This window comes from Phyllobacterium sophorae (genome assembly GCF_003010965.1).
GTDB classification, from domain to species: domain Bacteria; phylum Pseudomonadota; class Alphaproteobacteria; order Rhizobiales; family Rhizobiaceae; genus Phyllobacterium; species Phyllobacterium sophorae.
This window is the reverse complement of sequence record NZ_PGGM01000015.1, coordinates 37,355-50,396: the sequence shown is the minus strand read 5'-3', so window position 1 is coordinate 50,396 and position 13,042 is coordinate 37,355. Positions and strand designations below refer to the sequence as shown.

Annotated in this window: 19 protein-coding genes; 11 read left to right on the top strand and 8 right to left on the bottom strand. The window is 56.7% G+C overall.

Features of this window, described 5'->3' with window-relative positions; translation table 11 throughout:
* Window positions 1–11 precede the first annotated feature (11 nt).
* The 7 genes from CU103_RS25055 to CU103_RS31585 form a co-directional block, all read right to left on the bottom strand.
* A complete protein-coding gene (locus tag CU103_RS25055) occupies window positions 12–314 on the bottom strand; it encodes a RidA family protein (RefSeq protein ID WP_425350650.1) in 303 nt (100 codons plus the stop codon).
* Window positions 227–1,432, bottom strand: a complete 1,206-nt coding sequence (locus CU103_RS32910) for a hypothetical protein (protein WP_425350657.1) — start codon at window positions 1,430–1,432, stop codon at window positions 227–229. Before CU103_RS32910 ends, CU103_RS25055 begins: the two co-directional genes overlap by 88 nt.
* 252 nt (window positions 1,433–1,684) lie before the next feature.
* Window positions 1,685–2,464, bottom strand: a complete 780-nt coding sequence (locus CU103_RS25045; RefSeq protein ID WP_280954631.1) for an alpha/beta fold hydrolase — start codon at window positions 2,462–2,464, stop codon at window positions 1,685–1,687.
* Between the two features lie 34 nt (window positions 2,465–2,498).
* Window positions 2,499–2,945 (bottom strand): uroporphyrinogen decarboxylase/cobalamine-independent methonine synthase family protein, encoded by a 447-nt coding sequence (locus tag CU103_RS25040; protein ID WP_170117120.1) that lies wholly within the window; start codon window positions 2,943–2,945, stop codon window positions 2,499–2,501.
* A gap of 399 nt (window positions 2,946–3,344) precedes the next feature.
* Window positions 3,345–3,611 carry a hypothetical protein gene (locus CU103_RS25035; protein ID WP_146147858.1) on the bottom strand — a complete coding sequence of 89 codons (267 nt, stop codon included), beginning with the start codon at window positions 3,609–3,611 and terminating at the stop codon, window positions 3,345–3,347.
* Between the two features lie 84 nt (window positions 3,612–3,695).
* Window positions 3,696–4,124: a type II toxin-antitoxin system VapC family toxin gene (locus CU103_RS25030; RefSeq protein WP_106666749.1), complete on the bottom strand. Its 429-nt coding sequence runs from the start codon at window positions 4,122–4,124 to the stop codon at window positions 3,696–3,698.
* A gap of 7 nt (window positions 4,125–4,131) precedes the next feature.
* Window positions 4,132–4,299, bottom strand: a complete 168-nt coding sequence (locus tag CU103_RS31585; RefSeq protein ID WP_170117119.1) for a hypothetical protein — start codon at window positions 4,297–4,299, stop codon at window positions 4,132–4,134.
* Window positions 4,300–4,842: 543 nt separating this feature from the next.
* On the opposite strand from CU103_RS31585, the gene CU103_RS25025 reads away from it, so the two are divergent.
* The 3 genes from CU103_RS25025 (at window position 4,843) to CU103_RS25015 (ending at window position 6,806) form a co-directional block, all read left to right on the top strand.
* Window positions 4,843–5,133 carry a hypothetical protein gene (locus tag CU103_RS25025; protein ID WP_106666748.1) on the top strand — a complete coding sequence of 97 codons (291 nt, stop codon included), beginning with the start codon at window positions 4,843–4,845 and terminating at the stop codon, window positions 5,131–5,133.
* 339 nt (window positions 5,134–5,472) lie between these two features.
* Window positions 5,473–6,432: an ArdC family protein gene (locus tag CU103_RS25020; protein ID WP_106666747.1), complete on the top strand. Its 960-nt coding sequence runs from the start codon at window positions 5,473–5,475 to the stop codon at window positions 6,430–6,432.
* Window positions 6,433–6,470: 38 nt separating this feature from the next.
* Window positions 6,471–6,806: a hypothetical protein gene (locus CU103_RS25015; protein ID WP_106666746.1), complete on the top strand. Its 336-nt coding sequence runs from the start codon at window positions 6,471–6,473 to the stop codon at window positions 6,804–6,806.
* A 748-nt stretch (window positions 6,807–7,554) separates the two neighbouring features.
* Here the strand turns inward: CU103_RS25015 and CU103_RS31185 are convergent.
* Window positions 7,555–7,875, bottom strand: coding sequence for a hypothetical protein (locus CU103_RS31185; protein ID WP_146147857.1), 321 nt, complete (start codon window positions 7,873–7,875; stop codon window positions 7,555–7,557).
* Here CU103_RS31185 and CU103_RS25000 point away from each other — a divergent pair.
* From CU103_RS25000 to CU103_RS31180, 8 genes are all read left to right on the top strand, one after another.
* Window positions 7,866–8,126: a type II toxin-antitoxin system prevent-host-death family antitoxin gene (locus CU103_RS25000; RefSeq protein WP_106666873.1), complete on the top strand. Its 261-nt coding sequence runs from the start codon at window positions 7,866–7,868 to the stop codon at window positions 8,124–8,126. The genes CU103_RS31185 and CU103_RS25000 overlap by 10 nt on opposite strands.
* Window positions 8,116–8,541 (top strand): hypothetical protein, encoded by a 426-nt coding sequence (locus CU103_RS24995; protein ID WP_106666743.1) that lies wholly within the window; start codon window positions 8,116–8,118, stop codon window positions 8,539–8,541. The genes CU103_RS25000 and CU103_RS24995 overlap by 11 nt, the downstream gene beginning before the upstream one ends.
* A gap of 971 nt (window positions 8,542–9,512) precedes the next feature.
* Window positions 9,513–9,839, top strand: a complete 327-nt coding sequence (locus CU103_RS24985; RefSeq protein WP_106666741.1) for a DUF736 domain-containing protein — start codon at window positions 9,513–9,515, stop codon at window positions 9,837–9,839.
* Between the two features lie 90 nt (window positions 9,840–9,929).
* Window positions 9,930–10,301, top strand: a complete 372-nt coding sequence (locus tag CU103_RS24980; RefSeq protein ID WP_106666740.1) for a hypothetical protein — start codon at window positions 9,930–9,932, stop codon at window positions 10,299–10,301.
* Complete coding sequence (locus CU103_RS24975) at window positions 10,301–11,251, top strand: Fic/DOC family protein (RefSeq protein ID WP_106666739.1); 951 nt, start codon at window positions 10,301–10,303, stop codon at window positions 11,249–11,251. The genes CU103_RS24980 and CU103_RS24975 overlap by 1 nt, the downstream gene beginning before the upstream one ends.
* 605 nt (window positions 11,252–11,856) lie before the next feature.
* Window positions 11,857–12,228, top strand: coding sequence for a DUF2958 domain-containing protein (locus tag CU103_RS24965; protein WP_146147856.1), 372 nt, complete (start codon window positions 11,857–11,859; stop codon window positions 12,226–12,228).
* Window positions 12,229–12,253: 25 nt separating this feature from the next.
* Window positions 12,254–12,550, top strand: coding sequence for a hypothetical protein (locus CU103_RS24960; RefSeq protein WP_106666737.1), 297 nt, complete (start codon window positions 12,254–12,256; stop codon window positions 12,548–12,550).
* A 73-nt stretch (window positions 12,551–12,623) separates the two neighbouring features.
* Entirely contained in the window at window positions 12,624–12,839 is a 216-nt protein-coding gene (locus CU103_RS31180) for a hypothetical protein (protein ID WP_146147855.1), read from the top strand.
* Window positions 12,840–13,042: the final 203 nt, after the last annotated feature.

The following is a 13,042-nucleotide window of genomic DNA, read 5'->3' as shown; positions in this document are numbered from 1 at the left end:
GTGCCTTTGCACTAAACCGCTGCGATCACCGCAATTTCGACGAGGGAGTGCCCCTGTAGGACCGATTGAACGCAAGAGCGTGCCGGCCGTCGGCCTGGGGTAAGCCACTCATTCCATACTGCGTTTAGTTCCCCGACGTCGCGGATGACTTCGGGCATCCAGATCGTCGCCGAAAGCAATCTGGATTTATCTGTTCCGACCTCGGCCAGCCTTCGGTCGATTTCACTCAAAACGTCTTTCGTCTGTTCGGCTCCGGAAGCGGTCTTGTTCGGCGACTTGATACCCGACAAATAGACGACGCCGTTATAGACCACCGCGTCCGACCGGTGAAGAAACTTGCCGCTATCGAAATAGACCGGTTCTTTACGTTGAGTCTGCATGGTTCTTCTTTCTGAGATGTGAGACCGGCACGGCACTGATTGTATCTCACGGAGGCCGTCCGGGTTTTTAAATTTGTTGGCGCACGAGATTTGTCCCAGCGACGAGGGCGCTGACCTTTCCGAAAGCGACCTGCCGCGGCAAGTTCCACATGCCGCAATCCGAACATGGATGGAGGCGCTCGGGAGGAACGATCGCAAGCGCATCCTGTAGTCAACATGTTCCGGGGTCTCGATTTCCCGGTTCGCCAGATCCAGCAGTCCAAGTACGATGTGTTTAGACCCGCAATAGCGCAGGATGTTTGGATTGTGTTTCGGTTGCCATATTCGAGGCTGATGCCCTGGATCGGGCAGTCAGCCAGAATTTCCAGCACTTCCGGGTAGGTCGGGCTGACCTTCTTTATCTTGTGAGCCAGGGCGTAGCCATAACACACGTGGACGATCACCGGCACTTCGATGCTCTTCACCAGCGTTTCGATCGCCTCACGTCCGTATTTCCGAGCAGCACTCAGTCTCGTTTGGAAGTATGGCTCGTCGATCTGAAGAACGTCGGCACCAGCGTTCTGAAGCGCGAGCAGCTCCTGATGGAGCGCTTTTGCAATTGCGATTACCAGAGCTTTTTCATCGCCATAGGCATGATCGCTGACTTGACCGGCAAGCGTTATCGGACCCACAAGGTTTGCCTTTACCGGGCGACTTGCGTGAGCCTTTGTGAATTCGAGCTCGTCGACGGTTAAAGGGCCGGCCCAGGAAATTTCCGAGACAACACGGGCTTTCGTCGCGCTATTACTGAAATATTCATCTAGGCCTGTCGAGTCCGTCTTAAAGCTCGTCACTTCGGAGCTCGTGGTAATGTGGTCTGGATGGGTATAATCGATGCCGGTCAGGCATTTAAGAAAGTGTCGATCATAGGAGGCGCGTTGCGCCTCTCCGTCGTTTACCAGATCGAGACCAGCTCGCTCCTGTTCGTAGAGGGCTAGAAGCGCAGCGTCGTGCTTCGCCTCCGCCAAAACGTCAGGGTCGGGACGCCACCAGCTTCCATCGAGCGCCCGCATTTTCAAGTGTCGCGCCAGCCAATGCGGCTTGGTATAGCTTCCGACGATTTGGGTGGTAAGAGGTTGGATAGGCATGTACGGGTCCCTAAAAACTGAGGTCGGACGGCGCAACCTTCTCGGGGGAGGAAGCTTCTTAACGTCCACAGAGGTGAGTCTGGTTTAGGCTTTCTCGTCGACCGGCTGCGTTTCCAGGAGCAATCCACTCTTGTTTAGAATCGGATACCTGTAGCTGTAGCCCGTGCTCCGACGAGGTCAAAAATCGTCACTCCTCGTCTTCGGTCTCCGTCGGCCACCCGGCGTGCCGTAGACTTCGTTGAAGAATGCAGTCAATTCGGCCGCGACGCGTGACGCATCGTCGATCATCGGCCAGTGGCTGGCTCCGGCGATAGTCCGGTTCGCCAGGCCCCTTTCTCTTATCCAGATTGCCGTTTCGGGGTTCGTGTTCTCTGGATTCCAATAATAGAGACATGATACACCGAGAGCCCGCAGCGGCTCTCCCGGCGCAAGCGCCTCGCTCGTCCGAATAGTATCGAGCGCCAATTCCCATAGACTCCTCGGATCGGCTCCATCGACTGCTTGACGGTATCTGGCGAGTGTCGGATCGCCTTGTGCAAGTTGATCGAGCTCTTTCAGGAAAGCACTCTTGAGCGCCGCCGGATCGCTGTGCGAGGCGGCCTTTCCTGTGAAGTACAGGTCGTGCCGCGTCAGGTTTCCCTCAATGGAAAAGAGCCCGGCAGCACCTCTTCCGAGATGACGGATTGCTTCTACGGCAATCATCGACCCGACCGAATGGCCGACCAGGCCCACTGACGAACCCGGACAAGCGCGGATTATCAGCTCCGCCAGAAACCTTCCGTGCTTGGCGATTGAAAGCACGCCGTCCCGCGCAGGACGTGAGCCAAAACCCGGCAAGTCGACGAGGAGAAGGCGAAACTGGTCGGCTACGCCTGTGGTCAAAAGTCCGGAAAATGCGGACATGTCGTCCCCAAATCCGTGAACGAGGACCAGCGTTCTGGGACCCGTCCCGACCATCCTCAGAGCGTTGTCAGGTGAGAGCAGCATCGCGCTATGGCTTTAGGAGAGGCCGTTGCTCGGAACGGACGATCGCTGTGCCCTCGACCAGCGCCTTTAGTTTGGCGAACGCGATGTCCTTGGGGAAATGCCACATGCCGCCATCCGTGCTCGGATGAAGTCGTTCTAGGGGAACAAAGTTGAGGGCATCACGAATGCGCGCAGCAATGTTTTCAGGAGTTTCGACGTCGTACGTGCCGAGATTCAGCAGACCCACAATGACATGCTTGTCTCCGCATGCCTTCAGCAGATCTCCGGTGTAGCGAGGCTCCTCGTACTCCATGCTGATGCCGTCGATTCCGACGATGCGAGACATGATCTCGAGCACCTCGCGATAGCCGTCGTGGCGCTGCTTGTTTGTGGAGCCGAATGAGGAGCCATAGTTGGTGTGCAGGACCAACGGAACCGAAATGCCGTCGGCCAGTTCCTCGATTGCAGCCACGCCGATCTTTTCGGCTTTCTCTGGAAAGAAATGGAATATTAGTTTCGCTGCGCTTGTTGAGCGTGAGTTCGGGGGGTTCAAGCCGCCACTGGACATCTGACAGTTGCGACGCATCCACTTTAGGCCATCATGAATTTGGCACCGGCCTAACCGCGCCGTTGCCAAGCATCATCATTGCGAGGTCTTCGACGCTTCTACTTATCCTAAATGCATCCTGCTCTCACGCTCGTCGTTCGCTTATCGCGAATTCCAGCACTTCAGGCGGGATTCAAGGTCAGCGACGCTTCTTTAGGTCAGGGTATGGGTCTCGCCCCAACCCTTTTGTAATCTTGTGCCAGTCCCGTCCGCCCATTCCAGGTATCCGCAGCATCTCTGCTGCGGATACCTGCAGCGCCGACCTCACCAGCTCGGGCCGGCACGATGACCATGAGCGTGCTCAACGCCGTCGCACAGTTCGTAATACGATGCTGGTTGGGATGTCCTCGGTTTGAGCTTCAGATTGTCGAAATCAGCGTCGATGATGCCTGTTTCGGTAAGCTGCTCGATCCGCCGTTCTGCAACGGCAACGATAAGCGGCACGTCGCCCTTGTAGGCATCAGCACCTCGGCAGACTTGAATCGCTGTCCGGGCTGAGGCAGTAGAGAAAATCAGGGACGGAAGCATCACCAGCTATGTCTATGATCCGAAGGCGGCGGCATTGGTTCGCGTGTCAGAACCTGATTCGGCGACGATTGGTCGTGCCCAACCAGTCTAGCATCGGATGAGATCGAGGTAATTCGGTCGATCGGCCATACCGACCATGACGGTATCGCGAGAGATGATTGGAATCTTCCGGACACGCGCGGTCGCGATCAGGTAACAATCTCCCGGGTCCTTGTGACCCGTCGCCGTGACCACTTCAGCAGCCTCTATTGCAACCGTCTGGTTGATCGGGGCGACTTTCGCAGTCGTCGCCCGCACCGCGTCGCGAAACCACTTCCCCACGGTTCCATCACCTAGTTGAGGCGCGTTGTTCCGCTTACGTGCAGCAAGCGACAATCCCCATGCAGTGATCGGAGACACGTAGAGGGTTCCGGCTTCCTGGTTTTCACCAATGGCGATTAGGGCGTCTTCGGAAAGCGCCTGTTCCCCGCTCACCAGCCAATAGAGCGCATGCGTATCGAGCAGAACTCCCGGCAAGGACCGCTCAGCCCTTGCGCTTCAAGGTCTGGGAAGCGATAGGCTTGGTCAGGTCGACGCCCTTCTTGATCTGCAAATCGCTGCCTTTTAGCGAGCCAGCGCCGCGCACGGTGACGAATTTCCCCGTCTTCGAGTTGCGTACCGTCACCGTCGATTGTGTCGTTGTTTTTGCCATAAGGTATATATAGCGCGTTTTCCCGCTCAGCGCGAGGCGTCCGCCTCGCTGTGTCAAGGAATTGCAGCCTGCAACTTCGAAAAATCCGCTAAAATCACGCCGATATGACGATGCCGACCTACATTAAACCTTGCTTGCCGAAGCTGGTAGGCCTGGCGCCGACCAGCGACAGGTGGTTTCATGAAATCAACCACGATGGCTAACGACTAGCCGTCCGGATCGATGCCGGCGACATCCGCCTTCTATCGCGGCGCGGCCTGAATTGGAGGTCTCGCTTTCCGATCGTCCACCAATCAGCACGCGAGCTGCGCTACATTGATGGCGATAGATATGCCGGGCAAGCCGCTTCGCGACCGCGCTCTATGCTGCGCGCCGAGCCTCAAAGCAGTCTCGGCCCATTCGGGTGGCGATCGCTCTTTCGAAAAAACAGTCGTGCGTACACCTTACCAATCGCGCTCCGGACTAACCCTAGGAGTTTATGGTAAACAAGGCGTTACCGTGAACGCTTGCCCGACCAGACCAAATCATTTTAAAACTCGGGCCATGGCACAGCACTCTGACGATTTGCGCGATTTTCTCAAGCAAGACGATTTTGGCTACTTCCATATGTCGCTCGTTGACGGCAAGTCCATTGCCTTTGCTCCTTCCATGGATCAGCAAAACCCGCCTGCCGGCAAGGCACTTGTCGCCGCGGCGGATGGCCCGGTGCTCATGCGCCTTACCGAAACACTGAAACTGACCGGCCACAACGTCTTCCTGATGAACATCGAGGACTTCGACGAATTTGCCGAAATGATCCTCGCCGGCGACATCAAACCGGTTCTCCCGAACTGACGCGCAAGCGCGACATTCCTCCATAATGCACTGAGGCTCCGGCCTGGCCTTTCGGCTCGCCGGATCACCACCGCGTATCAGGGGCCTCCCCCTCTTTTGCAACCATCCTGCGGGGGTGTCCCCGTTCTTCCGCCTTGCCGTCGCGGGCTTTGCCCAACGCCGCGCTGCGTCGTGCAGAACCGGCGCGGATCCGCATGCGCGGATTTTCCGCCGGCCCTGCGGGCGGGTGATCCCCCTCCCCCTCCGTCAAGTTGCAAAATTCACCCCAGTCTCGCCGACGGGCAAGGGTTCCGGACGGGGCCTGAACCCTGCCAGTCCATTTCTTTTGGAGAAAAGCCGATGACCGCAACAGCCAAGACACCACGCCGCGACCTCTATCAGGAAATCACCGACAAACTCATTGTGGAACTGGAAAAGGGCGTCTTTCCATGGGCGCGGCCATGGAAAAGCGTTGCCGAGACACCGGAAGCGCAATCGCTTGCCTCTTTCTCCATGCCGCGCAACGCCAGGAGCCAGCGGCTCTATTCCGGCATTAACACCCTGTTGCTGTGGATTGCCAAGGATGAAGGCGCTTATAAAAGCAACCGTTGGCTGACCTTCAATCAGGCCAAACAGCTTGGCGGATGCGTCAGGAAGGGCGAGCGCGGAACCCTTGTTGTTTACGCTGACAGGTTCATTCCGAAAGAGGAACGGCAAGCAGCAAAAAAGGAAAATCGCGATGCAAATCCGGTTTTCTTCCTCAAAGGCTTTACCGTTTTCAACCTCGATCAATGCAACGAACTGCCGGAAGAAGCCTTTGTCACCGTTGCACCGGAATCCGCAACCGTGCCGGAACGCAGCGCCGCCATCATTGCCGCCGCCAAGATTGATCTGCGCATAGGTGGTGACACTGCCTATTACACCCAGCAAGGCGATTTCATCGCCATGCCGCACCCGTCACAGTTTCCAGACCGGCTCGACTTCGATCGGACTTTTTTCCATGAAGCGGTTCATTGGGCTGGTGCAACCAGCCGCCTTGACCGCGACTTGAGCCGCTATCACTCCGATAACAGCGAGCGCGCGCGCGAAGAGCTTTGCGCCGAGCTTGGCGCAAGCTTCGTTGCCGCCGCCATGGGAATTGAACCCACGGTGCGCCATGCGTCCTATCTCAAATCATGGCTCACCGTTTTGAAGGCTGACAAGCGCGCAATCTTTCAGGCTGCGCGGCTTGCCAGCCAATCCGCCGATTACCTGCTCGCCTTTGAAACCAATGCCGAACCCCAATCCGAGGAAGCCAAGGACCTGACTGAGGCCGCTTGATAGCGGCTTCAACCCTTGCCCCGAGAAAGGATCATACCATGAGCATGCTTACCCCCGAAAAGACCACCTTCACGACCACCGACCCGCGCACCGGACAAAGCTACACGTTCGAGAACGCCGAAAAAGTTGGCAACCTCTACATTCACCCGCGACTGCCGCTCGATACGCCCGACTACACCGTTTCCAACGTCAAGGGCGTCATCATCTGCCACACGCGCAATCTCAGCCATGCCCGCACTGCCGCACAGATTATACAGGACGCCATTAGTTCAGATCAGACCAATTGGGACGGCAACACCATTGGAGAAACATTCCGGACCATGGAAGCGCGGCGCATCAGCCGCGACCTCACCCGCCATTTGACCAGGTTTTGATGCGCCTCCCCTCTTTTGATGCAAGGAAAAAAACGGATGATCCGCACACCCGCGAACAGCGCCAAAGCCTTTTCAAAATCTGGATCAGGCACAATCAGGGGATGACCTATCGGTCTTTCCGCAAGACCGTACACGGCACCATCGGCATGGAGTTTGTCATTGCCGTTCCATGGTGCGGCATGTGGCTTGCCATCGAGCCGGACGGTCAAACCCACAGCTAAAAACAAGGACGACAACCATGAACAACACCCATAGGCTCTTCCCGCCGGAACAAATTCAGGAAATCCGCGAGATCATAGATCCATAGAGTTTCGAGGCGGCAAATGTGCACCTTGGGATCGACGATGCACCTCATCCCGACAAAGCCGCCCATGCATGCCGCAAGCTCATCCGTGCCTATGCCAAGGTCCCCGAACGGGTCTAATGGAATGACGTGCAGGACGCGCTTGCATCCGCCCTCGCCGCCTTCGACCTGCCGGAATGGTTTCTGGATGTTCCCATGATTGATGGCGACCGCGGCCCCAATTCAGACTGCGAGGACTAGCCAGATGCTCACGCGACCCGCACACAAGAATCGGAGTTTCCTGCACGTCTTGGTATCGATGCTGACTGTGTCGCCAAGACCGGCTATGTCTATGCAGGAGATACCTACATCGAAGACAATCCTGACGATCCGCGGGGCAAATATTACCTTCTCATCGAAAGGTCCGATTGGATCAGCAGCGATCTGGACCAACTGGAGGCGATTTTATGGGCAATGGCCTACATCCACTTCGATCCAGCATCTTATGAACAGGCTGAAGATGGCGGCCTGTTGATCAGCGGCGAAATGCTCGACAACTATATTGTCGCAATTTGCACGGCTTTCAAAATGCCGGTTGACGGCGATTTGTTCGCCGCACTGTTCGGCGGAGACAATCAGGCAGTGCCGATCAATCGGGCTTTTCGCATTATCGTTGACGCGATCGAGTTGCAGCGTGCAAGACCACGACCATTCTTGCTTATTTGGAATATATGGAATATATAGATATTCTGAATTATCAGCAGAAAGGTTCTGCCATGCGGACATTTAGCACCGTCGAACTCACGCAGCAAATCGGCACTGTAACCCATGTTGCCAGCAAGGAGCCGGTCACGATCACGCAGCACCGAAAGCCTCGCTTCGTTCTGATGAGTATTGAGGATTACGAAAAGATGCAGGGACGCGGCCGACCCCGCCGCGTTTATGGCGTTGGTGAAACACCGTCGGAACTGGCTGACATGCTCGCGACAGAACTTGAACAGCGCATTAACGACGGTTCGTCCGACTATGACGATTGACCAGTATAAGGAAGGCCACATTGTCCGGTATGCCTATTTGTGGAAATGGCAACGCGACCTTGGGCGTGATGAAGGGGAAAAGGATCGTCCGGCCTGTGTTGCCTTGACCTTCAGGAACGATGCGCAAAATCTTACCCATCTCGTCATGCTTGCTATTTCCGGCACACCGCCGACAGCCGACCAGACGGCAATCGAAATCCCGCAACTCGAATTGAAACGGGCCGGACTGACCGATGCGAAGCGGGGCTGGATTACTGTTTCGGAATACAATTACGATATCCTTGAACAGTCATGGGATTTTCCCATCAACAGTCCACCGCAAGGCCGGTTCAGCCGCCCCTTTCTGAAAAAGGTGCAGGCCGCCGCTCTTGTGACCATACGCAGCAAGAAGGGGCGTGTTGACCGCACGCGCTGATCCTTTCTGGGTTTGCGGGAGGCATCGAGCCTCCCCGCAACCCCACACTTCGTTTGAAGCGCGCCGTGCCAAGCTGTACACGCCCGCCTGGATCATCGTGGATGAATTCAACAGCGACGATCTGGAAACATTTTTCGCATTGAGGACGCCGACCCTCTTGGAGCGTTCAGTCGAAAATTTATGGCGCGCGTTGCGGCCGCAGCCGTATTGCCATCCGCAAAGGATTGATCCGGGCCATTCTCCGGCGCTGAGGCATTCCACATCCTGCTTTGCGCAAACATCGGTTTGAACGGTCGGTGTCCCGACACCCCGCAGTGACGATCGTCTTGTCTGTCACAGCGCACCGCAGTCCAAATCATGGCTTGCCCGTTTAAGCGACCAGCCGCCCCTGTCGCTGGCAAAACCATGTGCCGACCGCGACCATGTGGGATCGTTCAGATGGCGCCTGCCGATTTGCTATGAACGGCGCAGCCGAGCAGCGTCCCGATCAATACCGTACAGTGTATGGCACAGCGAATGGCGCTCACCTCGCCGTCCTGCTGTGCAGCTGATGGAGGCTGGAGATATCACTGACCATGCGGATGAGGGCCTTGTGGTCAAAACGTTATCGAGCAGCCGGGAACACGGGAGTAGCCATAATTTCTCTTCGATGGAACGCGGATTCATTCCCATAACGCCCCTGATCGAAGCGCCGCCGCCGTGCCGATCAACCCGCTTCATTTCCCTTTCGGGCGGTATCCCCATAATCGCTGCGCGATCACTGCTGCGCCGCCCCTGCGGGGTGGGTGATCCCCCTCCGCCCTTCAGGTCATTCCGGGGTCAAGCCCCAATCCAGCCATGCATCCGGCTCCTTGCCCCCAAGAGGGCAATCCGCCGTCCGCCTATCTGTTCTGGTGTGACCAGCTCGACTGCTTGGCGCTTTTCCTAGGGGCGTCAACGGGAATGATCCCGGCCAATCAGGAGATTTGTAAATGGCTTCCACACTCGCAACCCTCTCCCGCACCGAAAACGGCTTCCGCGGCACCCTCTCCACCCTGACGATCAAGGCTCCGATCGCCGTCCTCGAAAACCGCACCAAGAAGGATGGCAGCGACGAACCCGACTTCCGCGTCATCGCTACGAAGAACGGCTTTGAAGTCGGCGCCGCCTGGACCCGCACTTCGAAGACCAGCGGCAAGGACTACATTTCCGTGTCCCTCACCGCCCCCGAATTCGGCAAGATCTTCGCCAACATCGCACAGGCGCCCGGCGGCAAGGAAGACGAATACGTCATGATCTGGAACCCCGGCGAGAACTAACGACAGCACGAGAGACCCCGCCTCGGCGGGGTCTCATCCTCTTGATTGCACCGCACAAAAAGGCATTGTTCCACGGAAAGGAACAAGACAATGGCGCAGCTTGAACGCCCGCAAACCACGGAAAACCTTGACTTTTCTGGTCTCGTATGCTATAAAACAGCCTCACGGAGACCTGTCATGGACGCTGAATTCTCAACTGTCATTGCCACCAAAGAAGAAGCCGTCGAACTGTTCGAAAAGTATTTTCGTACGCTTGACGAAGGCGTCTTCGCGCCGATGATCCGGGGTATGACCACGCCTGATGACGAGGGCGTGTTTGCCATCATGCGCGGTTCCGGCAACGACATGCGCCCCTTCACGATGGCCTGCTATCTCGTTAACACGCGCAACATACTCTCTGTTGATGAATCAATGATCTTCGTCGATCTTGAAGCGGCGGCACGCAAGGCGCGTGCCGCCTAATGAGCAACGGCGATCCTTACGTCTATCCCGGCACCAATGTCCTGAAGAACCTGTTCAACGAGCAGGACAAGTCCAAGCTTGATACAAGGGAACAGATTGTAACAGCTATTGCGTTGGATGATCTTCGGAAGAACCCCGTCAAAGGTGAGTTTGACGGGTCGCATCTGAAGGAAATACACAAACGCATCTTCGAAAAGATTTATCCGTTCGCGGGCCAGAACCGCACCATCAATCTCAGCAAGGTGGAGCCGGTATTGGGCGGCAAATCCGTCAAATACGGGAAAGCGGAGTTTCTGGACGAGATGCTGGGCGAGTACACCAAGCCGCTCAAGACATTCAAATGGGACGATAACAACAAAGCCGCTGCCGCCAAGGTCTTCGGCCAGATCATGGCAAAGGTCTGGCAGGCTCATGCCTTTCGTGAGGGCAATACCCGCACGACGTCCGTCTTCATGCACCAGTACGCGAGCGAGCGCGGTTTCGACCTCGACCGTTCCGTTACTGCCCGCTATCCCTCTGAAACGCGAGATATCTTTGCCAAGGCGACTGTCGGCGATCTGAGGGAACTGACAAACATGCTTGTCGAAGCGCGTGAAACTGCACTCGAACGTAATCATCCGACCATTGGCCATCTTGGTGAAGAGGCAGGCCAGGTCTTGAAGCTGATGGGAAAACCACCGATCGCCATTCCCTCTGTCGGCGAAAATGTGCGCGGCCAGGTCCTGGCGACCAGCTACAAAAATGTCCTTGTTGCGCAGGGGCGCGACGTCAAGGCCGTCGCGCTTGCCAATTTTGACAAGGCGCCGGCAAACAATGACCGCATCAACATTGTCGTCAAGGAGCCTGTCAAGACAATCGAGCAGGACAACAAGCCTCAGGAAAAGTCGAACAAGACCCGCACTGTCAAAGTGGCTCCGCCGAAGTCAAAGAACCACGATCGCGGCCGCTGATGGGCAGGGTTTGGCCGTTCCAACAATTCGCCTACAATTCCCGGCCACGATCCGGCGACATGTTACCGGCGAGCTATTCACGGACAATGCAACACTCATGAAAATTCGTAGGCAGCACTAGTCAAACCCGGATCGGAAAGTCACCTTCGCCGAACGGGTCGAAGCGCTCATTGGCTGCATTATCTGTGGAATCACCATGTATAGCAGCGCGTACGGGTTTGCACAGATGCTGGCTTTCTGAGACACTTTATCCATCCTCCTGTTCCCCCCAGCCGAGCTGCTCGTTTGCACCCGGCCAGCTAGCACCAGCTCCTCCTCCTGCGAGCTGGTGTTTCTTTGCAATGGCATTGCCGGCCTGCCGACCGGGTACGGACACGCCCGCTTGTCGCGGGCGTGGTTCCCTCTCTCTATGACTTCCCAGTCTACTTTTCCCTCCTCGCGCCTCAAGGAGGAACGGTCGCCCCCAATTTTTCCATGCCCTGCGCTGCGCGCGGTTCCTGAAAAATCGGTTCCCCCGTTCCCGGCGTGGCCGCCGCTTCGCGGTCCTTGACCCTCTCGTCGTGAAAAGTTTGGGGACTTTCGTCATCGAGACGAAGGAGAAAATCATGACACTTACAATCACTAACCTGATTCCGGCCGAGGCTTTGGCACGGTTGAAGGATAATCATCTGGTGAATGAGCGCGCTGCGCTTGTGGACAACCCATCGGTTGATCTGCGGCCTGTGGTTAAATTGTTCCTTCCAACATCTGCTGCGGTCTGGCTGATTACCGAATTCGACGAAAAGGAGGGCCTGCTCTTTGGCCTCTGTGATCTTGGCCTCGGGTGTCCGGAAATCGGCTACGTGGCGGTCAGTGATCTACTGACGGCCATTGGACCGCTCGGCATCAGGGCCGACCGCGATACCACGTTCATCGCCCAAAAGAGCTTGAATGGTTACGCCGCCGAGGCTCGCTGGCTTGGCTACATCAATGCCTAATCCCTCTCATTCAAAGGATCCGACCATGAAAATCATCCTCATTGCTATCGCACTTTTGTCAGTTGGCTTGTCCGCCAATCATACCATCAACAATCCCGTTCCAAAGCCCATCTCCGATTATTGCGGTGCTGGCAATCGCGGTTGCGCTGCCGCCCTGGAGAAGGACTACATGCACATCGGTTACAAGGGCTTGCCGAACACCTCTTCCTCGACCATCGCGCATTTTGCCCGCGCTTGCGCCACGCATCCGGATTGGCACGATGATTGTGTCACTGCACCGGAAAAGGTGCTTGCGCGCATCGGCTTCACGGCGGACGACTGATCCGCTCCCTCGCCGCTTTGTCCCAAGGCTTTTGCTTAACCGCAGGAGCCTTTCTTCATGACAGGAGATCGACATGACCATAGTATACGGCGGCTGCATCGAACCCGGTGGCATAGAGCTGGAGGACGATACGGTAACCGTGAAGTGTCCCGCCTGCCAGGGCAGTGCTGTTCAAAGGTATTGGGAGTGCTGCGAAGGCGGCTCGATCAACCAGTATAGCGCGCTTGCCTGCAGCGATTGCGGGCATGCTGAGGGCGATCTGCCGGACTGGTGTTTCGACGATAGCTGACAACACACAGCTAGTAAAACTATGCGAGGCAAGAGGGCGATTGTCCGCTTGCCTCGCATCTTCTCCTCTTGGCTGCTCACGCGCATCGAACGCATTCCGCCGCCTTGAGGGGCGAGACTAGCCGCCTCTCCCATCAATCACCCCTCTCCTTTTTGAGGCTTTGCCGGGCGGCCTTTCGGGGCTCCTTGGATGGACGCTGCCGC

Coding starts and splice junctions, on each gene's coding strand:
- CU103_RS25025 (WP_106666748.1), top strand. CDS start 4,843: ATGGCACAGCACTCTGACGATTTGCGCGATTTTCTCAAGCAAGACGAT.
- CU103_RS24985 (WP_106666741.1), top strand. CDS start 9,513: ATGGCTTCCACACTCGCAACCCTCTCCCGCACCGAAAACGGCTTCCGC.
- CU103_RS25000 (WP_106666873.1), top strand. CDS start 7,866: ATGCGGACATTTAGCACCGTCGAACTCACGCAGCAAATCGGCACTGTA.
- CU103_RS24995 (WP_106666743.1), top strand. CDS start 8,116: ATGACGATTGACCAGTATAAGGAAGGCCACATTGTCCGGTATGCCTAT.
- CU103_RS31180 (WP_146147855.1), top strand. CDS start 12,624: ATGACCATAGTATACGGCGGCTGCATCGAACCCGGTGGCATAGAGCTG.
- CU103_RS24960 (WP_106666737.1), top strand. CDS start 12,254: ATGAAAATCATCCTCATTGCTATCGCACTTTTGTCAGTTGGCTTGTCC.
- CU103_RS24975 (WP_106666739.1), top strand. CDS start 10,301: ATGAGCAACGGCGATCCTTACGTCTATCCCGGCACCAATGTCCTGAAG.
- CU103_RS24965 (WP_146147856.1), top strand. CDS start 11,857: ATGACACTTACAATCACTAACCTGATTCCGGCCGAGGCTTTGGCACGG.
- CU103_RS24980 (WP_106666740.1), top strand. CDS start 9,930: ATGGCGCAGCTTGAACGCCCGCAAACCACGGAAAACCTTGACTTTTCT.
- CU103_RS31185 (WP_146147857.1), bottom strand. CDS start 7,875: ATGTCCGCATGGCAGAACCTTTCTGCTGATAATTCAGAATATCTATAT.
- CU103_RS25045 (WP_280954631.1), bottom strand. CDS start 2,464: ATGGTCGGGACGGGTCCCAGAACGCTGGTCCTCGTTCACGGATTTGGG.
- CU103_RS25015 (WP_106666746.1), top strand. CDS start 6,471: ATGAGCATGCTTACCCCCGAAAAGACCACCTTCACGACCACCGACCCG.
- CU103_RS31585 (WP_170117119.1), bottom strand. CDS start 4,299: ATGGCAAAAACAACGACACAATCGACGGTGACGGTACGCAACTCGAAG.
- CU103_RS32910 (WP_425350657.1), bottom strand. CDS start 1,432: ATGCGGGCGCTCGATGGAAGCTGGTGGCGTCCCGACCCTGACGTTTTG.
- CU103_RS25020 (WP_106666747.1), top strand. CDS start 5,473: ATGACCGCAACAGCCAAGACACCACGCCGCGACCTCTATCAGGAAATC.